The organism is Pantoea leporis, from assembly GCF_028048155.1.
GTDB lineage: Bacteria > Pseudomonadota > Gammaproteobacteria > Enterobacterales > Enterobacteriaceae > Pantoea > Pantoea leporis.
In genome coordinates this window covers 988089-1007713 of sequence record NZ_JALMEU010000001.1, presented here as the reverse complement: position 1 = coordinate 1007713, position 19625 = coordinate 988089, and the positions used below count along the sequence as shown (strand labels likewise).

The window sequence follows — 19625 nt, the reverse complement described above, 5'->3', positions numbered from 1 at the left end:
GGCAGCACGCTCCGCCATCCCATAATGCTTATTCCGGGAACCACTTCTGGTTGATTTGCTGCCAGGTGCCGTTGGCTTTCAATGCCACTAACGCGCTGTTCAGCTCGTTCAGCAGCGGCGCATTGCCTTTGCGTACCGCGATACCTAAACCGGTGCCAAAGAAGTCGGTATCGGTGATGTGCTCGCCTACCGCGCTAAGATCGTCATTGGCCTTGAGCCACTGATTCACCACCGCCGTATCACCAAACACGCCGTTCAGGCGACCGTTTTTCAGGTCGAGAATCGCGTTCTGATAGCTGTCATACGCCACCGCAATCACCTCCGGATGTTTCTCCAGCAGGTATTTCTGATGTGTGGTGCCGTTCTCAACGCCAACACGTTTGCCTTTCAGCTGGCTGAAGTCGGTGAACTGGCCTTTATGCGCAATCACAATCGCCGAGTTAGCGTAGTAAGGTTGGGTGAAATCGACCTGCTTGCTGCGATCGGCGGTGATATCCATGCCGGAAATCACTGCGTCATAGCGACGGAATTTCAGCGACGGAATCAGGCTATCGAAGGCGTTGTTGGTGAAGGTGCAATCCGCTTTCATCTGCTGACACAGTGCTTTTGCCAGATCGATATCGAAGCCCACGATTTGGTTGTCGTGATCAAGGGATTCGAACGGGGGATAAGTGGCGGAAGAGGCGAAGCGGATTTTTTCCGCCGCATAAGCATTCATTGCTAGAGTTGCCAGCGCAGCAGCAACGATCCATTTTTTCATTATGTAACTCCTGTAAACCATGCCAGAGACGGAACGGGTTACACGATGCCAGTTAATGAATTTATATGCAATATTTTTGCTTATTAATTTAAACAAACAGCGGGCGCTTTTTTAGTGCGCCCGCAGGGAATAAATCAGTTACGACGCTCAAATGCCAGCGCACGCTTCTCGACCAGACGCATCATCAGCGTCAGCAAGCCGTTAACCACCAGATAGATCAGGCCAGCGGCAGCGTATACCGAGATATCGTAAGTGCGGCCATACAGCAGTTGTCCGTGGCCCATTACTTCCATCAACGTAATGGTGTAGGCCAGCGAGGTACTTTTAAATACCAGCACCACTTCGTTGGAGTAGGACGACAAGGCGCGCTTGAAGGCGTACGGCAGCAGAATGCGCAGCGTATCTTTGCGGTTCATGCCGAGCGCCGCGCAAGATTGCCATTGACCGGACGGAATGGCGCGCACCGCACCGTAAAACAGCTGCGTGGTATAAGCCGCACTGTTGAGCGACAGCGCCAGCAGCGCACACAGCCACGGCTGCGACAGCAGATGCCACAACCAGGGAATGTTTTGGATGCTGGGGAACTGGCCGGGACCGTAATAGATCAGGAAGATCTGCACCAGCAGCGGCGTGCCGGTGAACAGCGTGATATAGCCTTTCACTAGCCAATTGAGCACCGGCACTTTGAGCGCCAGCACGATGGTGCAAAGTACAGAGAGCACCAATGCCGCAATCAGCGATGCCACGGTCAGCGTCAGGCTGGTGTGTAGCCCTTTCAGCAGCTCGGGTAAGTAATCCAGCATGCTTAAGCCCCTCGCTCGAAACGCGTGGTGCGCAATTCAATGCGGCGCAGCACGAACTGACTGAACAGCGTGATAATCAGATAGATCGCCGCCGCCACCAGATACCAGGTAAACGGCTCTTGCGTGCGCGTAGCGATACTTTTGGTTTGCAGCATCAGGTCATTCACGCTGATCAGCGATACCAGCGCAGTATCCTTCAGCAGCACCAGCCATTGGTTACCCAAACCGGGCAGCGCGTGACGCCACATCTGCGGCATGATCAGGCGCAGGAAAATCGCCGACTTCTTCATCCCCAGCGCCTGGCCCGATTCCCATTGACCCACCGGCACCGCTTTCAGCGCGCCGCGCAGGGTTTGTGATGCATAGGCGGAATAGAGCATCGCCAGCGCAATCACACCACACAGGAAGGGACTGACGTCGAAGTTTTCAATTTGCACCTGCACCGGAATAGCGAACAGGCCGAGATTGATGTGGAAGCCATCGGAGAGCGTTAGCAGCAGCTGTGAGGCGCCGAAATAGATAAACAGCACCACCAGAATTTCCGGCAGGCCGCGAATCAGTGTGACCAGCGCGGTACCGAGCCACGCCAGTGGTTTCCAGCGCAGCGATTCCCAGCCAGCAAAAATCATCGCCAGCACAAGGCCGGCGATCAGTGCACAAACGGCAAGGCCGACGGTCATACCGGCGGCGCTTGCGAGTGGAATCATTTCATTCATCAGAAATTACTGCTGGAACCATTTGCTGTAGATGGTTTTGTAGGTGCCGTCAGCTTTGATCTTCTCCAGCGCCGCATTGAACTTGCCCTGCAGCTCGCTGTTGCCCTGACGCACAGCAATACCTAAACCGGTACCGAAGTAATCTTTGTCCGTCACTTTCTCACCCAGCGGCGCGAGGTTGGCGTTCTGCTTCAGCCACTCGTTGACCACGGCGGTGTCACCGAATACCGCATCGATACGACCGTTTTTCAGATCCAGCACCGCGTTCTGGTAGCTGTCGTAAGGCACAACGGTGATGTCGCTGTGTTTGTCAGAGAGGTATTTCTGGTGCGTGGTGCCGTTCTGCACGCCTACACGTTTGCCTTTCAGCGCGGCCACGTCAGCCATTTTGCCTTTCTGCGCGATGAAGATGGCCGAGTTGTCGTAATACGGCTTGGAGAACAGCACTTGCTTCTCACGATCTGGCGTGATGTCCATGCCTGCCATCACCGCGTCAAAACGACGGAACTTCAGGCTGGGGATCAGGCTATCGAACGCCTGATTAGTGAAGGTGCAGGTCGCATCCATCTCTTTACACAGCGCGTTAGCCAGATCGACATCAAAGCCCTGAATTTTGTTATCAGAGTCGACGAATTCAAACGGAGGATAAGAAGCCTCGGTAGCAAAACGCAATGTCTGTGCCGCTGAAGCGCTCAGGCTCAGGCCAGCAAGGAGGGCAGCAATTACAACTTTTTTCATTAGAAGCATCCTGACTTAATGCGAAAGATAATTAGCAAACGCGTCGGTTTGCGGCTGTGTAAAGTGGCTGGCATCGCCTTGCTCAACAATGTGACCGTTTTCCATATACACCACGCGGCTGGCGGTTTTACGCGCCACTTCCACTTCATGCGTCACGATCACTTGTGTGATGTTGGTTTGTGCCAGCTCACGAATAATGCTGACGATCTGGGCGGTGATTTCGGGATCGAGCGCAGCGGTCGGTTCATCAAACAGCAGCACCTGCGGCTCCATCATCAGCGCACGGGCAATCGCTACGCGCTGCTGCTGGCCGCCGGAAAGATGCAGCGGGAAGCGATCGGCGTAAGGCGTCAGGCGCAGACGGTCCAGCAGCTTTTCAGCACGCGCACGCGCGGCGTCCTTGCTGAGGCCGAGCACGCGGCACGGCGCTTCAATCAGGTTTTGCAGCACGCTCAGGTGCGGCCACAGATTATATTGCTGGAATACCATGCCCACGTTCTGCCGCAGCTCGCGAATCGCGCTGTCGGAAGGGGCTTTGGTGAAATCAAACTGGTTGCCGGCAATCTGTAGGCTGCCGGAGCGCGGTTGCTCCAGCAAGTTGAGGACGCGCAGGAGCGAACTTTTACCCGCGCCACTCGGGCCGAGCAACACCAGCGTTTCACCCTGCGGACAAGCCAGGTTGATATCGAACAGGGCCTGATGGGTACCGTAAAAACAGTTTATGGCGTTTAGTTGAATACTCATGCGCAAAAAATGAATAGTAATTAGTGTCGCGGATTTTAACGTCACCAGAATAGTTATGCAATTGTGGTGGGTTAATATTTATTAAAGAGCAGTGAAACCTCCAAAGCGTAGCACAAAATCGCGCAACTCAAGGTGGATGAGGGCTGGCGAGCCCTATTTTGTTCACAAAATATCAACAAAAAGCGCCGCAAGGATGCGGCGCGCTAAACAATGGTATTAACGGCGGGAAAAGTGAACGGTTACTTTTTCGCTTCCAGCAGCTGCGTCAGCGAACCGCCGCCAGCGTGGGGCACCTGGCCGACATAACGCACATCATCAACCACCCAGCAGGTGCCTTCGTGGATCATCAGCACTTCATCTTGCCAGGTTTTGCTGTCGCGGCTCAGCTCAACCCGCAGCGGAATATTGCGCGCGTCGCGGTTAGGAATGGTGGATGCGCTGGCCACGTCCGCTGAAGTTGGGCCTTGCGCCAGGCTGGAAAAGATATCGCCGCGGGTCCACGCCGCTGGTTTCGGATTCTGGCTGCTGGCACTCAGCAGCTTTTGATACAGGCGATCGCTCAGGTAAGGGCGATATTTCGCCAGCGTGTTGCTGTCTGGCAAACCTTGCGTCGGCTGGCTGACGCGTAAATCGTAGAACTGTTGCGCCACGCTGTCCGGACCCCCGTCAACGCAGGCAGCGGTGCGCGGGCCATTATCCTTAATCACTGGCTCAACGGTGGTACAAGCACTTAGCAGCAACGCTGCGGGAATAAGCAGCGCAAAGGCATTGTTTCTCATCTCGATTTCCTTATTGTTCACTGGCAAAGCGCCATTTTTAGCATAGAGTATAGCCTTGCTTTTAAGCGCTACGAGCTGATTCAGAAAAGGAGAACACCATGAAATTTTCTACAACGCCCACGTTGGAAGGACACAGCATCAGTGAATATTGCGGCGTGGTCGCCGGTGAAGCGATTCTCGGCGCCAATATTTTCCGCGATTTCTTCGCCGGTATCCGCGATATCGTCGGTGGCCGCTCTGGCGCCTACGAAAAAGAGTTACGCAAAGCGCGCCAGATCGCCTTTAAAGAGCTGGAAGAGCAGGCGAAAGCGCTCGGCGCCAACGCGGTGGTGGGCATCGATATCGACTACGAAACTGTCGGCAAAGAGGGCAGCATGTTGATGGTGAGCGTCACCGGCACCGCCGTGATTATTCGCTAATGCGCGTGGTTGTCCTGCTGGCGGTGGCGCTGTTACTTAGCGCTTGTCAGTCATCGATTGAAGCGCGCCACGGTTACTGGGTTGATACCGCGCATCCGGCGCAGGGCGCGCGGCCGCGTATTAAGGTGGTGGTGATTCATTACACCGCTGAGGATTTCTCCAATTCGCTGGCGACGCTGACCGATCGGGAAGTTAGCGCGCACTACCTGATTCCGCAAAATCCGCCGCAGAAAAAAGGAAAGGGCGTGGTGTGGCAATTGGTGCCGGAAAGCAAACTCGCGTGGCACGCAGGCCCGAGTTTCTGGCGCGGCGCAACGCGCATTAATGACACTTCGGTTGGTATCGAAATCGTCAACAGTGGTTATCGTCGAACCTTAACGGGTTTGCAGTGGCAGCCCTTTACGCCGCAGCAGATCAGCGCGCTGATGGCGCTGGTCAAAGATATCACTCAGCGCTACGGCATCGCGCCGGAAAATGTGGTCGGGCACAGCGATATCGCGCCGCAGCGTAAGCAGGATCCCGGTCCGCTGTTTCCCTGGCAGCAGCTGGCAGAGCACGGTTTAGGCGCTTGGCCCGAGCAGGCAACGGTGCAGCGCTATCTTAACGGACGCGCGGCGGATGAAGGCGTGGATCAGGCAGAACTGCTGGATGCGCTGCAGCGCTATGGCTACGACGTGGCGGCGGCGACCACGCCGCAGATGCAGCGCAAGCTGATTGCGGCGTTTCAAATGCATTTCCGCCCGCGTGATTATCGCGGCATCGCCGATGCAGAAACCCTGGCGATCGCCCGCGCGTTATCAGCGAAGTACGGTGCGGCGCAGTGATACGCGGCATTGGTCGCCATAAATGGCGGCCCTTTGTTTACTGCTGCAGGAATGCCTGCCAGTGCGCCACCAGCCGTTGCAGATCCTGACGGCTGACATCCAGATGCGTGACAATACGCGTTACGGGCCCAACGCTGATTAGCACATCGCCCGACTGCATCCAGCTTTTCAGCGCGTCAACTTTCTCTGTTGGCACCTTCACAAACAGCATGTTGGTGTGCTGATTGAGCACTTCAACACCGATGGCGCTGAGCTGCTCGCCTAACCATGCCGCATTATCATGATCCTCTTTGAGACGCGCGATATTGTGCTTCAACGCATACAACCCCGCCGCGGCCAGAATGCCCGACTGGCGCATGCCGCCGCCGGTCATTTTGCGCCAGCGACGCGCTTGCTCAATGTAGGCCTCATCGCCACACAGCAGCGAACCAATTGGCGTGCCGAGGCCTTTTGACAGGCAGATGGTTAAGGTGTCGCAGTAACGCGCAATCGCTTCCAGCTCCACATTCTGTGCCACCACGGCGTTAAAAATACGTGCGCCATCAATGTGCAGCGCCAGCTTATGCTCGCGGGTGAAACTCCACGCTTGCTCCAGATAGCTCAGCGGCAGCACTTTACCGTGATGGGTGTTTTCCAGGCTCAACAGACGGGTACGGGCGAAGTGGAAATCGTCGGGTTTGATGGCGGCGGCCACCTCCGCCAGCGGCAGGGAACCATCTTCCGCATGCAGAATTGGTTGTGGCTGAATGCTGCCGAGCACCGCTGCGCCACCGGCTTCATATTTGTAGTTGTGCGCCTGCTGACCCACGATATATTCATCGCCGCGCTGACAGTGACACAACAGCGCTACCAGATTAGCTTGCGTGCCGGTGGGGAAGAACAGGGCGGCGGCTTTGCCGCTCAAGCGTGCGGCTTCGACTTCCAATGCGTGTAAGGTGGGGTCATCGCGGTAGACATCATCGCCGGTTTCGGCTGCCATCATGGCATCGAGCATGGCAGCACTCGGGCGGGTTACGGTATCACTGCGTAGATCGATCACGTCGCTCTCCTGAAATAAAAAAGCGGGCGAAGCGCCCGCGTTATCATCATGTTTGGCCTGAATTGTTTTACCTCAGCCAGTTGGTTTTCGCCAGCTCCACGATCTCATCACCGCGTCCATTCAGAATGGCACGCATCATGTAGAGGCTGAAACCTTTGGCCTGCTCGGCTTTAATCTGCGGCGGCATCGACAACTCTTCTTTGGCGGTAAGCACGTCAAGCAACACCGGGCCACCATGCGCAAAGGCTTCCTGCAACGCGCCGTTGAGATCGGAGGCTTTCTCAACGCGAATGCCTTTGATGCCACAGGCGGCGGCGATGGCGGCGAAATCCGGGTTTTCGAGGTCAGTGCCGTCGGTCAGATAGCCACCGGCTTTCATCTCCATCGCCACAAAGCCCAGCACGCTGTTATTGAAGATCACCAGTTTCACCGGCAGCTTGAGCTGCGCCACCGAAATGAAATCGCCCATCAACATGCTAAAACCGCCGTCGCCACACAGCGCCACCACCTGACGCTGCTTGTCCAGCGACTGCGCGCCCAACGCCTGCGGCATGGCGTTGGCCATCGAACCGTGATTGAACGAGCCGATCAAACGACGTTTGCCGTTCATCTTCAGATAGCGCGCTGCCCACACGGTTGGCGTGCCGACGTCGCAGGTAAAGATGGCGTCATCATCGGCGTATTCGCTGATTTGCTGGGCCAGATATTGCGGGTGAATCGCCAGCTTATCGTTAGCGGTGGCCAGTTCGTCCAGCCCTTTGCGCGCATCGACATAATGCTCCAGCGCTTTGTCCAGATGCTGACGATCGGTTTTGCTGGTGAGCTGCGGCTGCAGCGCATGCAAGGTGGTTTTGATGTCACCCACCAGCGCCATATCCACATGGCTGTGTGAGCCAAGGCTGCCCGGATTGATGTCGATCTGAATGATTTTGGCATCGGCCGGATAGAAGGCGCGATAGGGGAATTGCGTCCCCAGCAGCACTAAGGTATCGGCATTCATCATGGCGTGGAAACCAGAGGAGAAGCCAATCAATCCGGTCATGCCGACATCGTAAGGGTTATCATATTCGATGTGCTCTTTACCGCGCATCGCGTGCACAATCGGCGCTTTCAGCGTTTCTGCCAGCTTCACCACTTCGTCATGCGCGCCAGCGCAACCGCTGCCGCACAGCAGGGTGATATTTTTCGCTGCATTCAACGTTTCAGCTAAGGCGGCCACTTCGCGGGCGGTTGGCACCACGTGCGGCAACTGCGGCGGATACCATTCGCTGCGTGCGCTTTCCGGGGCCGGCTGCAACGCCACGTCGCCGGGGATCACAATCACTGATACGCCACGATTGAGAATCGCTTTACGCATCGCAATGCCCAGCACCTGCGGCAGCTGCTCCGGATTGGAAACCAGCTCGCAATAGTGGCTGCATTCGCGGAATAATTCTTGTGGGTGGGTTTCCTGAAAATAGCCGCTACCAATTTCGCTGGAAGGAATGTGGGCGGCGATGGCCAAAACCGGAACGTGATTGCGGTGGCAATCAAACAAGCCGTTGATGAGATGCAGGTTGCCCGGTCCACAGGAACCGGCGCATACCGCCAATTCACCGCTGATTTGTGCTTCAGCGCCGGCCGCGAAGGCTGCCACTTCTTCATGGCGCGTCGGCATCCATTCGATGGTGCCCATGCGATTCAGGCTGTCGCTCAGCCCGTTGAGAGAGTCACCGGTGACGCCCCAAATGCGTTTCACGCCGGCGTTTTCCAAAGTTTTTGCCAGCATTGCCGCCACAGTTTGCTTCATCGTTATGCTCCTTTCTGGTGTTGAGCCATCCATGCCGATGGCGAAAACGTGTCAGTCAGAAAGCGTAGACGATGAAGCTGGCGTGCAGGCGTGAAAAAATGCGTTATGCCGAGAACAGGGCGATAAGGATTGGCGCCAGCAAACTCATAATAAAACCGTGCACAATCGCAGCGGGCACGATCTCCATGCCGCCGGTGCGTTGCAGGATTGGCAGCGTGAAATCCATCGAGGTTGCGCCGCTCAAGCCCAGCGTCATGCTGCGTTGACGGGTGATCAGCAGCGGGATCAGCATAATGGTGATCAGCTCACGCAGCAGGTCGTTGAAGAAGGCGGCGCTGCCTATCACCGGGCCGAACGATTCGCTCATCAGAATGCCGGAGAGCGAATACCAGCCGAAACCGCTGGCTAACGCCAGGCCGGTTTTGATCGGCAGATCCAGCAGCAGCGCGGCCATTACGCCGCCCACCAGCGCACTGCACAGCGATACCAGCGCCACCAGCATGCCGCGACGGTTGATGGTGATTTGACGCAGCGTCATGCCGCTGCTGCGCAGCTGAATACCGACCAGCAATAGCATCAGCATCAAGGCGTATTCACTGATGGTCGAGGCGTTACGCAGCGGCGCCCATTGACTCAAACCGAGCAGAAAGCCCGCCAGCACCGAACCGCACAGCTTGAGCGACTCCAGCGCCATATGCAGACGCGACGGCAGCGCTTGTGGCTTGTGCTGATGACGCCAAGGCCAGCGTCGCTCCAGCAGCCACAGCGCCAGTAGCGAGCAGGCAAGAATGCTCAGCATGCTCACCAGCGCGATGTGGAAAATGGCCAGCAAATTGCTGCTCAGGTTATCGAGGAATGCCAGGCTGGTGCCCATAAAGAACAGAATGATGTAGACCAGCGCGCTCAGCGTGCGGGCAACCGCCTGTAAAAGCGTGGTGTTGCGCAGCGGCAGCAGATAGCCGAAAATCAGCGGCAAAAGGATGATAATCAATCCGTACATGTGAGGTTTCTATCCATGATTTGCGGGCTGCCACGCTAGCGAAAAACGGTTGAAGTGTAAACCTTTTCCCCTGGCGCTGACTTGACCAACGCAGCGTAGCGGACCATGCTCAGGCAAAGTAGCAGATGGAATGTATGATGATTCTGGAACATATCGATATTCACGGTTTTCGCGGTATTAATCGGCTGTCATTGCCGTTGACCAACACCAATGTATTGATTGGGGAAAATGCCTGGGGTAAATCGAGCCTGCTCGATGCATTGACGCTGTTGCTGGCGCCCGCCGCCGAGCCTTATCAGTTTACCGAACACGACTTTCACTTCCCGCCCGGCGACATTGATGCCCGCATGCGCCAGTTGCAGCTGGTATTTCGTTTTCGTGCCCAGAGCGATGATGAGAATGCGTTGTTTCAGCCTTTCTGGCAGCACGATGAGCATGGCCGCTATATCCGTTTCAGCACGCGTGCTAAACGTCAGGATCAGGGTGTAAAAACCAGCTGGCGTTTCATCGATCAGCATAACGATGTGTTGCCAGCGGCAGGCACTGACGCAGCGTTGGCACATCTGCGCGCTTATTATCCGGTATTGCGTTTACGCGATGCGCGTTTTGGCCGTCGTAACCGCCATGCTGACAGCGATGCGGAGCGCCGCGAGACGACGCTGACGGCATTGGCGCAGGAAGTGGAAAAGCTGACGCGCGATTTGGTGGTGCGCCCGCAAACGCTGAGTGACGATCTGCTGCGTCAGGGATTGCATACTATGCAGCAGCTGCTGGAACACTATTTTCTGGTGCAGCAGTCAGGCAGCAGCGCGCCGCGCGTGGCACCGGAAGTTCGCGATGGCAGCGAAGGCTGGCGATCGCTGGATAAACTTAATCACCTGATTGCCGGCACCGAATCACGCAGTCGTCAGGTGATTATGCTGCGCATGTTCTCGCTGTTGATTCAGGCGCACGGCAACGAGCCGCTGCCGGCGGGTGCGCATCCGCTGCTGCTGGTGGAAGATCCGGAGACGCGGCTGCATCCCATTATGCTGTCGGTGGCGTGGAATTTACTGGAACTGATGCCGCTACAGAAAATCGCCACCACCAACTCGGGTGAACTGCTGTCGCAGGTGCCACTGGAAAATATGTGTCGGCTGGTGCGTGAACCCGCGCGCGTGGCGGCATGGCGCATTGGGCCTGAAGGTTTAAGCGCTGAAGAGAGTCGCCGTATCGGTTTCCACATCCGCGTGAATCGTCCGTCGGCGCTGTTTGCCCGCTGCTGGCTGCTGGTGGAAGGCGAGACCGAAGTGTGGATTATCAATGAACTGGCGCGGCAGCGTGGCTATCACTTCGCGGCGGAAGGAGTGAAAGTCATTGAGTTTGCGCAATCGGGCTTGAAACCGCTGCTGAAGTTCGCCCAACGCATGGGCATCGCCTGGCATGTGCTGACCGACGGCGACCAGGCGGGCAGCAAATATGCGGCTGCTGCCCGCAGCCAGCTGCCGTCGGCGGCACGGGAAAGCGATCATCTCACGCAGTTTCCGGCACCGGATATTGAACATTTTCTCTATAAGCAGGGTTTCAGCGATGTTTATTACCAGACGGCGCACCTGCCGTTAAACGCGCCGATGAACACGCGGCGTATTATTAGTAAAGCCATTCAGCACAGCTCGAAACCTGAGCTGGCGATTGCCGTCGCGATGGCTGCGGCTGAACGCGGGCCACAGGCGATTCCGCCGTTGCTGGATCAGCTGTTTGCGCGCGTAATGTGGTTGGCTCGCGGCCGGGCGGATTGAGGAAAGGGTGAGATGCGCCAAATAAAAATGCCAGCGTCTGCGGCTGGCATTTTTTTTCGGGAGTGGTCAGAATACGTGAAACAGCATGCGCGTTAAGCGACCGCGGCTTGCGTGGCTTCACAGGGCACGATCAGGCTGGCATGATTGCCTTTTGGTCCTTCATGGACATCAAACTGAACCTGCTGGCCAGCTTTCAGCGTTCTGTATCCCTCCATCTGAATCGTGGAGTAGTGTGCGAAGATATCGTCGCCGCCGCTAATCGGACAGATAAACCCGAAGCCTTTGGCGTTATTGAACCATTTTACTGTACCCGTCTCCATGCTTTTACTTCCCTCGCAAGACATTTTGATAAGTAGGTGAGGTCATCGAAGCTGTGAGTCGAGTTTGTTTAAAACTCAATCAGCTTGTGTTAGTAGAATGTAGAGAAACGGACCTTACCGTCAAGCAAACGGCCCTGGCGGACGGGGATAAATTCATCAAAATTTGAGGCAGTTAACGCTATTGCAAATTTTGTGATACAGGTCGCGCATGTGCTTTTAGGGCCAGTTTTTATCAACTGAAAACCGGCTTGACAGGCATGTTAAACTTTAGGAATGGGCGCAGAGATGTGCACAACCGTAACGCAGAATTTCGACGGAACATTATGGCAAACACAAACGACTGGCTTAATTTTGAACATCTAGCCGAAGATAAAGTACGCGAAGGGTTAAAGCCGCCTTCAATGTATAAAGTCATTCTGAATAATGACGATTATACACCTATGGAATTTGTTATTGACGTTCTGCAAAAGTTCTTTTCTTATGATATTGAACGTGCAACGCAGCTGATGTTGAAAGTTCACTACCATGGAAAAGCAATCTGTGGTGTATTCACTGCAGAAGTGGCGGAGACCAAAGTAGCCCAGGTGAACAATTACGCACGAGATAATGAACATCCGTTGCTGTGTACGCTAGAAAAAGCCTGAAGCCATCTCCATATAGGAGATAGGTTGTCAGAGCGATAATTGGGGGAGGTGCCAAATGCTCAATCAAGAACTGGAACTCAGTTTAAACATGGCTTTCGCCAGAGCGCGCGAGCACCGTCATGAGTTTATGACCGTCGAGCATCTGTTGCTGGCATTGCTCAGTAACCCGTCGGCCAGAGAGGCACTGGAAGCCTGTTCGGTGGATATCGTGGCTCTGCGTCAGGAACTCGAAGCCTTCATCGAACAAACCACGCCGGTGCTGCCTGCCAGTGAAGAGGAGCGCGATACCCAACCGACGCTCAGCTTCCAGCGTGTGCTGCAGCGCGCGGTATTCCACGTCCAGTCCTCCGGTCGCAGCGAAGTCGCAGGCGCGAACGTGCTGGTCGCAATTTTCAGCGAGCAGGAGTCGCAAGCGGCTTATCTGCTGCGCAAACACGAAGTGAGCCGTCTCGATGTGGTGAACTTCATCTCCCATGGTACGCGTAAAGACGAACCCGGCCAGCCGCAGAACAATGCGGAGAATCCGGTTAACGAAGAGCAAGCAGGCGGGGAGGATCGTATGGAAAACTTCACCACCAATCTTAATCAGCTTGCTCGTGTCGGCGGAATCGATCCGCTGATCGGCCGCGATAAAGAGCTGGAACGTACTGTTCAGGTGTTATGCCGTCGTCGTAAGAATAACCCGCTGCTGGTGGGGGAATCGGGCGTGGGTAAAACCGCGATTGCCGAAGGGCTTGCCTGGCGCATTGTGCAGGGCGACGTACCGGAAGTGATGAAAGAGTGCACCATCTATTCACTCGACATCGGTTCGCTGCTGGCGGGTACCAAATACCGTGGTGATTTTGAAAAACGCTTCAAAGCGCTGCTGAAACAGCTGGAGCAGGACAGTAACAGCATCCTGTTTATTGATGAAATTCATACCATTATCGGTGCCGGTGCGGCATCGGGTGGCCAGGTGGATGCGGCGAACCTGATTAAACCGTTGCTCTCCAGCGGCAAAATTCGCGTGATGGGTTCAACGACCTATCAGGAATTCAGCAACATTTTTGAGAAGGATCGTGCGCTGGCGCGTCGTTTCCAGAAGATCGATATCACCGAGCCTTCTGTGGAAGAGACCGTGCAAATTCTTAACGGCTTGAAACCGAAGTACGAAGCGCACCATGACGTGCGTTATACCGCCAAAGCGGTGCGTGCGGCGGTGGAGCTGGCGGTGAAGTACATCAACGATCGTCATCTGCCGGATAAAGCGATTGACGTGATTGACGAAGCCGGTGCGCGTGCGCGTCTGGTGCCCGTCAGCAAGCGTAAGAAAACCGTTAACGTTTCGGATATTGAAACGGTGGTGGCACGTATTGCGCGTATTCCTGAGCAGAGCGTGTCACAAACCGATCGTGATACGCTGAAAAATCTCGGCGATCGCCTGAAAATGTTGGTGTTTGGTCAGGATAATGCGATTGAAGCACTGACTGAAGCGATCAAAATGAGCCGTGCAGGTTTGGGCCAGGATCGTAAACCGGTCGGTTCCTTCCTGTTTGCGGGCCCAACCGGTGTCGGTAAAACAGAGGTTACCGTCCAATTGGCAAAAGCGCTGGGTATCGAGCTGCTGCGTTTTGATATGTCCGAGTATATGGAACGTCACACCGTCAGCCGTTTGATTGGTGCGCCTCCGGGCTACGTTGGCTTCGATCAGGGCGGTTTGCTGACTGATGCGGTAATTAAACATCCGCACGCTGTGGTGCTGCTGGATGAGATCGAGAAAGCGCACCCGGATGTCTTCAACCTGCTGCTGCAGGTAATGGACAACGGTATGCTGACCGATAACAACGGCCGTAAAGCAGATTTCCGCAATGTGGTGCTGGTGATGACCACCAACGCCGGTGTGCGTGAGACTGAACGTAAGTCGATTGGCCTGATTCATCAGGACAACAGCACAGACGCAATGGAAGAGATCAAAAAGATCTTCACCCCAGAGTTTCGTAACCGTCTCGACAACATTATCTGGTTCCGTCACCTGTCTCAGGAAGTGATTCATCAGGTAGTGGATAAGTTTATCGTCGAGTTGCAGGCTCAGCTGGATGCGAAGGGCGTATCGCTGGAAGTTAGCGATGATGCGCGCGATTGGCTGGCTGATAAAGGCTACGATAAAGCGATGGGTGCGCGTCCGATGGCACGTGCCGTACAGGAAAATCTGAAGAAACCGTTGGCGAATGAACTGCTGTTTGGTTCGCTGGTTGATGGTGGATCGGTATCAGTAGCGCTGGATAAAGATAAAAACCAGCTTACATACCACTTCCTGAGTGCGGAAAAACGTAAAACCGAAGGTACAGTACACTAAGCGTTTTGCAGATATGAAAAAGGCCGGATGCGAATCCGGCCTTTTTTTTGCGCTAAGTTTGTGCCATCAGCGCGAGATAGAAATATCTACTTAGCGACTACGGAAGACAATGCGGCCTTTGCTCAGGTCGTACGGGGTCAACTCGACAGTCACTTTGTCGCCCGTCAGGATGCGGATATAGTTTTTGCGCATTTTACCGGAGATATGAGCGGTAACCACGTGCCCGTTTTCAAGCTCTACGCGGAACATGGTGTTCGGTAACGTATCCAGTACGGTACCTTGCATTTCAATATTGTCTTCTTTGGCCATCGAATCCTCTGGGTGTACTACCAAACTGTTGAACCGGCAAGATAATGCCGAATTCCATGATTTATGTAAAGAACCGTTGATGATTTTGCCAACGCTTCGCCGTGCGTCGCGCCGTTGCGCGTGCAGTACGGATAAATTAGGGTGTTTTTTGACGTCTGCGGGGGATTAGCGGGCTAAGAATCTGTAGCAATCGGCATCAGTTGCACAATCAAAACAGCTTCGGGAAATGTGTGAGATTCCCAACCTGGCAATTCCGGCTCGCCACAGCGAAGCGCGGACGACATACCAAACTCGCTTATTGTATCACTTTTGTCGGGAATTGTGTGCAAAACATCGGTGACCGATGTCAAAAAAGGGTTTGTGTGTGCCAGCAACTCTCGGAAACCGGTTGCCACGCCAGCGTTTGCACGTACTGCAGATAATCAACGCGAGGAATTTCCACCGCACCGAGGGAAGCGGTATGCGGATTCAGCACCTGACAATCAATCAGCCGGCCCTGATGCGCCAGAAAATGTTGTGCGAACACCCAGAGCGCGGTTTTCGAGGCATTTTCCTGACGGCTGAACATCGATTCACCGCAAAAAATTTGCCCCAGCGCCAGGCCATACATCCCGCCGACCAGTTGCTGCTCGCACCAGACTTCAATCGAATGTGCATGGCCCAGTTCGTACAACCGCAACCACGCACGTTTCACTTCGAAAGTGATCCATGTCCCTTCCTGACGGCCGCTGGCGCAGCCTTCCAGCACCTGCGGAAACGCATGATTCATGGTGACGCGATACGGTGAGCGCTTATGGAAGCGCGCCATACTGCGGCTGAGATGGAAAGATTCTGGCAGCATGACCGCGCGGGGATCCGGCGACCACCAGAGAATCGGATCGCCAGGAGAAAACCACGGAAAAATGCCTCGCTGATAAGCATTCATCAGGCGAGCAGGGGAGAGATCGCCGCCCATCGCCAATAATCCATTGGGCTCGCGCAGCGCCATTTCCGGTGGTGGGAAATTTAATGAATCTCGTGAAAGCTGTATCAGTCTCATTGCATCAATCACACTCAGGGCTGTTGGCTAAGACTATAGCGTAAAGCGCTGATGGAAACGCCAGTAGCGGCCTGCTTTTGAGATTAATTCGGCGTGCGAACCGGATTCGATAATTTGTCCCTGATCCATAACGCAAATGCGGTCCATGGCGTCTAAACCACTTAAGCGATGCGTCACCATAATCAGCGTCTTGCCGCGGGTGACGTGTTGCAATAACGCCAGAATTTGCTGCTCGGTGCTGGCATCCAAACCTTCGGTAGGTTCATCCAGCAGCCACAAATCGCCATCATGCAGCAGGGCACGCGCTATTGCCAGACGACGCAGTTCGCCGCCGGACAACGGTCGACCGCCATCGCCCATCCACGCATTCAATCCTTCGCTGTGTTCGGCGAGATGGGCCAGACCCACCTTACTCAACGCGTCTTCCAGTTGCTCATCGCTGGCATCGGGTTTTGCCAGCAGGAGATTGTCGCGCAGCGTTTGGCTGAACAGATGCACGCGCTGTGTTACCACGCTAATGCGGCGACGCAATGAAGCTTCATCCCAGGTGGTGAGATCGCTATCGTTGAGGCTAATTGAACCTTGCTGCGCTTCCCAACCGCGGGTAATCAGCGCCAGCAGACTGGATTTGCCGCAGCCGGTTGGACCGAGCAGCGCCAAATGCTCACCTGCATTTAACGATAGGGAAAAATGCTGCAACACCGGTTCGGGGCGCTGCGGATAGCTGAAGCGGATGTTTTCCATTTTCAGGCTGATACCTGATGGGCTACTGATTTTTGCGCTGGGAAAACGGATCGCGGCGGGCTGTTCAATGATTTCCTGTACCCGCTTAGCGGCGCTGGTCACCTGCGACAGCGGCAGAAACGCTCCGGCAACCGGGGCCAGCGCTTCAAACGCCGCCAGTCCGCAGAACACAAACAGCGCGATCAATGCGCCCGGCGAACTGTTTCCACCCACGCCATTCGCGGAAATCCATAGCAACAGCGTAACCGTCGCGCCGCTGATGACCAGCAACAGACTTTGCGCCAGCGCCTGCAGGCAATGTTGTCTGCGTTGCGCCTGTTGCCACTTCTGTTCATCGCTATCAAGTTGGTCGCGCCACTGTTGTGCTGCACCATAAATTTTCAGCTCAGACAGGCCAGTAATCCAGTGCGTCAACTGCACGCGCCAACTGGCCTGATGCTGGGCGATTTGGTGTCCGGCTGAGGTGCCAAGCCGCCAGAACAGCGGCGGCATGAGCAGCAGCGTCAAAAGCATCATACCGCCGAGCAGCAAAGCTAACGGTACATCCAGCAGCGCCAAACCGCAGGTGACCACCACAATTACCACCGCTGCACCGATTAACGGCGAGATCACACGCAGGTAAAGATGATCGAGTGTATCCACGTCGCTGACAAAACGGTTGAGCAATTCGCCATGACGAAAACGAGCCAGCTGTTCCGGCGATAGGGCGATGACTTTGCTGAAGGTGAATACGCGCAAATGTTGCAGCACGCGGAAGGTGGCATCGTGGCTCACGAGGCGCTCAAAATAACGTGCAGCCGTGCGCGTGATCGCCGCGCCTCGCACGCCGGCAGCGGGCAACATATAGTTGAACGTATAAAGTCCCGCTACGCCCGCCAGCGAAGAGGCGGCAAGGAACCAGCCGGATAAAGTCAGCAATCCGATACTGGCAAGCAAAGTGATAATGGCGAGAATGATGCCAAGTCCCAAACGCCATGGATGACGGCTAAACAGACGCAGGAAAGGCAATAAATTATTCATTATGCGATCTCCTTCCGACGATGCTGCGCCATTTCACGCAAAGGTCCATCTTGTTCAATCAGCTGCTGCCAGGGACCTTGTTGCACCAGTTGCCCGGCCTGCATCACCCACACTTCATCCCAGCTAGCGAGCTCGTTGAGTTGATGCGTGATCATCAGCGTGGTCTGCTGGGTGGCCGCCTGCTGCAGTGCGCGGATAACATGTTGCTCACTTTGGCTATCCAGCCCAGAACCGGGCTCATCAAGCAATAGCAGTTGTGCCGGTTTAAGCAGCGCACGCGCCACGGCAATACGCTGCGCCTGACCGATGGAAAGCCCCACGCCGCCATCGCCTAAAAGAGTATCTAATCCGTTTGGCAGACGATCTAAAAACTCGTCAACGCCCGCGCGCTGCAGAACCGACATGAGCGTCGCGTCATCAATGGGGCTATTAAGCAGCAGGTTTTCGCGTAGCGTTTGCGCGGGTAAATGCGGATTTTGGCCAACCCAGGCAATATATTGTTGCCAGCTATCGCGGTTGATATCACGCAGCTCCTGCCCATTAACCTGCAGTGAACCTTGATAAGGCAGGAAACCCAGCAAGACGTTCATCAGCGCGGTTTTGCCTGCACCGCTTTGTCCTAACAGCGCTACACGTTTACCAGTATCGAGAGTGAAATTGAGCGATTGAGAGAGCGCTTCACCGCCAGCAGTCATGACCACCAAATTCAGAGCCTGAATATGCAGCGGTGTAGTGAGAGAAAGCTCGCGAGAAGCATGCTCTTCGTGTGGATCGGGACTTTCGCGTAGAAACTGGTCCAGCGCATCAGCTCCGCCAATCGCTTGCGCTTTGGCGTGATAAAAGGTGCCTAAGTCGCGCAACGGCTGGAAAAATTCAGGCGCCAGAATAAGTGCCAGGAAACCAGCAAACAGCGTTACGCCGGTGCTGTAATGACCAAAATTCAGTTCGCCGAGATAAGAAAAACCGAAATAGACCGCGACGACAGCAATCGCCAGTGAGGCAAAAAATTCCAGCACGGCAGATGAGAGAAACGCCAGGCGCAACACTTCCATAGTGCGTTGCCGAAAATCGGTGGTGCTGGCGGCAATTGCTTCTTGCTCTGCCGCAGCGCGATAGAACAGGCGCAGCGTTTCACGTCCACGCAGACGATCGTAAAAATCACCACTTAGCCGGGCGAGAGCAACAAAGTTGCGGCGATTGGCATCTGCAGCGCCCATGCCAACCATCGCCATAAATAGGGGAATCAGTGGCGCGGTGACCAGCAGAATCAATCCCGCCGCCCAGTTAATTGGAAAAATGGCGATCAATATGGCTAACGGAATAAAGAGTGCCAGCGACATCTGAGGCAGATACCGCGCGTAGTATTCCTGCATCTCTTCGATTTGTTCGAGCAGCAGCGTAGCCCAACTGCCTGCTGGCTTACCTTGAATCCAGGCGGGACCGAGCACATTGAGTCGATCCAGAACCTGCTGACGCAGCGCACGGCGAATGGCAACGCCGGCGCGATGTCCTGCCATTTCGCGGGCGTAATGCAATCCGGCGCGCAAAACAAAGCACAGCAGCAGCAACAGAAAATCGGTGAGCAGTGATGCGCGCGGTTGCTGTGCGACAAGCAGATTTTGCAGCAGCGAAGCCAGTAACCAGGCTTGGGCGATAATGACCAATGCGCCAGCAAAACCCAGCAGCGAAGCCGCACGTAAGTTGCGCGCACCGTGATGACGTTGCTGACGGAGCCAGCGGAGAAGTTCTTGTTGCCGTGATTTGTTCATGCGATGCCGTTTGGTAACTCAAAAGAGATGTAAATCCCGGATGAAAACCCAGCAAT

At 55.2% G+C, this 19625-nt stretch carries 19 protein-coding genes; 5 read left to right on the top strand and 14 right to left on the bottom strand.

Annotated features, from left to right (window positions below):
* Positions 1–28 precede the first annotated feature (28 nt).
* The 6 genes from artJ (MWH02_RS04745) to MWH02_RS04720 form a co-directional block, all read right to left on the bottom strand.
* A complete protein-coding gene (artJ, locus tag MWH02_RS04745) occupies positions 29–760 on the bottom strand; it encodes an arginine ABC transporter substrate-binding protein (RefSeq protein ID WP_101760980.1) in 732 nt (243 codons plus the stop codon).
* Positions 761–894: 134 nt separating this feature from the next.
* A complete protein-coding gene (gene artM, locus MWH02_RS04740) occupies positions 895–1563 on the bottom strand; it encodes an arginine ABC transporter permease ArtM (protein ID WP_008102451.1) in 669 nt (222 codons plus the stop codon).
* A gap of 2 nt (positions 1564–1565) precedes the next feature.
* A complete protein-coding gene (gene artQ, locus MWH02_RS04735; RefSeq protein ID WP_110865829.1) occupies positions 1566–2279 on the bottom strand; it encodes an arginine ABC transporter permease ArtQ in 714 nt (237 codons plus the stop codon).
* Between the two features lie 6 nt (positions 2280–2285).
* A complete protein-coding gene (gene artJ / locus MWH02_RS04730; protein WP_008102446.1) occupies positions 2286–3017 on the bottom strand; it encodes an arginine ABC transporter substrate-binding protein in 732 nt (243 codons plus the stop codon).
* A gap of 15 nt (positions 3018–3032) precedes the next feature.
* Positions 3033–3761, bottom strand: a complete 729-nt coding sequence (gene artP, locus MWH02_RS04725; RefSeq protein WP_101760978.1) for an arginine ABC transporter ATP-binding protein ArtP — start codon at positions 3759–3761, stop codon at positions 3033–3035.
* Positions 3762–4000: 239 nt separating this feature from the next.
* On the bottom strand, positions 4001–4540 hold the full coding sequence (locus MWH02_RS04720; protein ID WP_271459988.1) for a lipoprotein: 540 nt from the start codon (positions 4538–4540) through the stop codon (positions 4001–4003).
* Between the two features lie 98 nt (positions 4541–4638).
* On the opposite strand from MWH02_RS04720, the gene MWH02_RS04715 reads away from it, so the two are divergent.
* On the top strand, positions 4639–4959 hold the full coding sequence (locus tag MWH02_RS04715; protein ID WP_007887640.1) for a heavy metal-binding domain-containing protein: 321 nt from the start codon (positions 4639–4641) through the stop codon (positions 4957–4959).
* The gene (locus MWH02_RS04710) at positions 4959–5783 is read left to right on the top strand and encodes an N-acetylmuramoyl-L-alanine amidase (RefSeq protein WP_271459987.1); all 825 of its coding nucleotides are present in this window, start codon (positions 4959–4961) and stop codon (positions 5781–5783) included. Before MWH02_RS04715 ends, MWH02_RS04710 begins: the two co-directional genes overlap by 1 nt.
* 37 nt (positions 5784–5820) lie before the next feature.
* Here the strand turns inward: MWH02_RS04710 and ltaE are convergent, their stop codons facing one another.
* From ltaE to MWH02_RS04695, 3 genes are all read right to left on the bottom strand, one after another.
* On the bottom strand, positions 5821–6822 hold the full coding sequence (gene ltaE / locus MWH02_RS04705) for a low-specificity L-threonine aldolase (protein WP_271459986.1): 1002 nt from the start codon (positions 6820–6822) through the stop codon (positions 5821–5823).
* Between the two features lie 67 nt (positions 6823–6889).
* Positions 6890–8611 carry a ubiquinone-dependent pyruvate dehydrogenase gene (poxB, locus tag MWH02_RS04700; protein ID WP_271459985.1) on the bottom strand — a complete coding sequence of 574 codons (1722 nt, stop codon included), beginning with the start codon at positions 8609–8611 and terminating at the stop codon, positions 6890–6892.
* Between the two features lie 103 nt (positions 8612–8714).
* The gene (locus tag MWH02_RS04695) at positions 8715–9611 is read right to left on the bottom strand and encodes a LysO family transporter (protein ID WP_271459984.1); all 897 of its coding nucleotides are present in this window, start codon (positions 9609–9611) and stop codon (positions 8715–8717) included.
* Between the two features lie 137 nt (positions 9612–9748).
* On the opposite strand from MWH02_RS04695, the gene MWH02_RS04690 reads away from it, so the two are divergent.
* Positions 9749–11389, top strand: coding sequence for an ATP-dependent nuclease (locus MWH02_RS04690; RefSeq protein WP_271460178.1), 1641 nt, complete (start codon positions 9749–9751; stop codon positions 11387–11389).
* A 92-nt stretch (positions 11390–11481) separates the two neighbouring features.
* On the opposite strand, the gene cspD is transcribed toward MWH02_RS04690, so the two are convergent.
* Positions 11482–11709, bottom strand: coding sequence for a cold shock-like protein CspD (gene cspD, locus MWH02_RS04685; protein WP_007887624.1), 228 nt, complete (start codon positions 11707–11709; stop codon positions 11482–11484).
* A gap of 323 nt (positions 11710–12032) precedes the next feature.
* Between cspD and clpS the strand changes: the two genes are divergently transcribed.
* Positions 12033–12353 carry an ATP-dependent Clp protease adapter ClpS gene (clpS, locus tag MWH02_RS04680; protein ID WP_007887621.1) on the top strand — a complete coding sequence of 107 codons (321 nt, stop codon included), beginning with the start codon at positions 12033–12035 and terminating at the stop codon, positions 12351–12353.
* Positions 12354–12408: 55 nt separating this feature from the next.
* On the top strand, positions 12409–14688 hold the full coding sequence (clpA, locus tag MWH02_RS04675) for an ATP-dependent Clp protease ATP-binding subunit ClpA (protein ID WP_064740732.1): 2280 nt from the start codon (positions 12409–12411) through the stop codon (positions 14686–14688).
* Positions 14689–14778: 90 nt separating this feature from the next.
* Here the strand turns inward: clpA and infA are convergent, their stop codons facing one another.
* From infA to cydD, 4 genes are all read right to left on the bottom strand, one after another.
* Positions 14779–14997 (bottom strand): translation initiation factor IF-1, encoded by a 219-nt coding sequence (gene infA, locus MWH02_RS04670; protein ID WP_002211347.1) that lies wholly within the window; start codon positions 14995–14997, stop codon positions 14779–14781.
* A 346-nt stretch (positions 14998–15343) separates the two neighbouring features.
* Positions 15344–16036, bottom strand: coding sequence for a leucyl/phenylalanyl-tRNA--protein transferase (gene aat / locus MWH02_RS04665; RefSeq protein WP_101760971.1), 693 nt, complete (start codon positions 16034–16036; stop codon positions 15344–15346).
* A 33-nt stretch (positions 16037–16069) separates the two neighbouring features.
* On the bottom strand, positions 16070–17800 hold the full coding sequence (gene cydC / locus MWH02_RS04660; RefSeq protein WP_271459983.1) for a heme ABC transporter ATP-binding protein/permease CydC: 1731 nt from the start codon (positions 17798–17800) through the stop codon (positions 16070–16072).
* Positions 17800–19569 carry a heme ABC transporter permease/ATP-binding protein CydD gene (gene cydD, locus MWH02_RS04655; RefSeq protein WP_271459982.1) on the bottom strand — a complete coding sequence of 590 codons (1770 nt, stop codon included), beginning with the start codon at positions 19567–19569 and terminating at the stop codon, positions 17800–17802. The genes cydC and cydD overlap by 1 nt, the downstream gene beginning before the upstream one ends.
* Between the last annotated feature and the right edge of the window lie 56 nt (positions 19570–19625).

What these genes read in the sequence shown, in the direction of transcription:
- artJ (WP_101760980.1), bottom strand. Translation starts at nt 760, where the DNA reads ATGAAAAAATGGATCGTTGCTGCTGCGCTGGCAACTCTAGCAATGAAT.
- artM (WP_008102451.1), bottom strand. Translation starts at nt 1,563, where the DNA reads ATGCTGGATTACTTACCCGAGCTGCTGAAAGGGCTACACACCAGCCTG.
- artQ (WP_110865829.1), bottom strand. Translation starts at nt 2,279, where the DNA reads ATGAATGAAATGATTCCACTCGCAAGCGCCGCCGGTATGACCGTCGGC.
- artJ (WP_008102446.1), bottom strand. Translation starts at nt 3,017, where the DNA reads ATGAAAAAAGTTGTAATTGCTGCCCTCCTTGCTGGCCTGAGCCTGAGC.
- artP (WP_101760978.1), bottom strand. Translation starts at nt 3,761, where the DNA reads ATGAGTATTCAACTAAACGCCATAAACTGTTTTTACGGTACCCATCAG.
- MWH02_RS04720 (WP_271459988.1), bottom strand. Translation starts at nt 4,540, where the DNA reads ATGAGAAACAATGCCTTTGCGCTGCTTATTCCCGCAGCGTTGCTGCTA.
- MWH02_RS04715 (WP_007887640.1), top strand. Translation starts at nt 4,639, where the DNA reads ATGAAATTTTCTACAACGCCCACGTTGGAAGGACACAGCATCAGTGAA.
- MWH02_RS04710 (WP_271459987.1), top strand. Translation starts at nt 4,959, where the DNA reads ATGCGCGTGGTTGTCCTGCTGGCGGTGGCGCTGTTACTTAGCGCTTGT.
- poxB (WP_271459985.1), bottom strand. Translation starts at nt 8,611, where the DNA reads ATGAAGCAAACTGTGGCGGCAATGCTGGCAAAAACTTTGGAAAACGCC.
- MWH02_RS04695 (WP_271459984.1), bottom strand. Translation starts at nt 9,611, where the DNA reads ATGTACGGATTGATTATCATCCTTTTGCCGCTGATTTTCGGCTATCTG.
- MWH02_RS04690 (WP_271460178.1), top strand. Translation starts at nt 9,749, where the DNA reads ATGATTCTGGAACATATCGATATTCACGGTTTTCGCGGTATTAATCGG.
- cspD (WP_007887624.1), bottom strand. Translation starts at nt 11,709, where the DNA reads ATGGAGACGGGTACAGTAAAATGGTTCAATAACGCCAAAGGCTTCGGG.
- clpS (WP_007887621.1), top strand. Translation starts at nt 12,033, where the DNA reads ATGGCAAACACAAACGACTGGCTTAATTTTGAACATCTAGCCGAAGAT.
- clpA (WP_064740732.1), top strand. Translation starts at nt 12,409, where the DNA reads ATGCTCAATCAAGAACTGGAACTCAGTTTAAACATGGCTTTCGCCAGA.
- infA (WP_002211347.1), bottom strand. Translation starts at nt 14,997, where the DNA reads ATGGCCAAAGAAGACAATATTGAAATGCAAGGTACCGTACTGGATACG.
- aat (WP_101760971.1), bottom strand. Translation starts at nt 16,036, where the DNA reads ATGAGACTGATACAGCTTTCACGAGATTCATTAAATTTCCCACCACCG.
- cydC (WP_271459983.1), bottom strand. Translation starts at nt 17,800, where the DNA reads ATGAATAATTTATTGCCTTTCCTGCGTCTGTTTAGCCGTCATCCATGG.
- cydD (WP_271459982.1), bottom strand. Translation starts at nt 19,569, where the DNA reads ATGAACAAATCACGGCAACAAGAACTTCTCCGCTGGCTCCGTCAGCAA.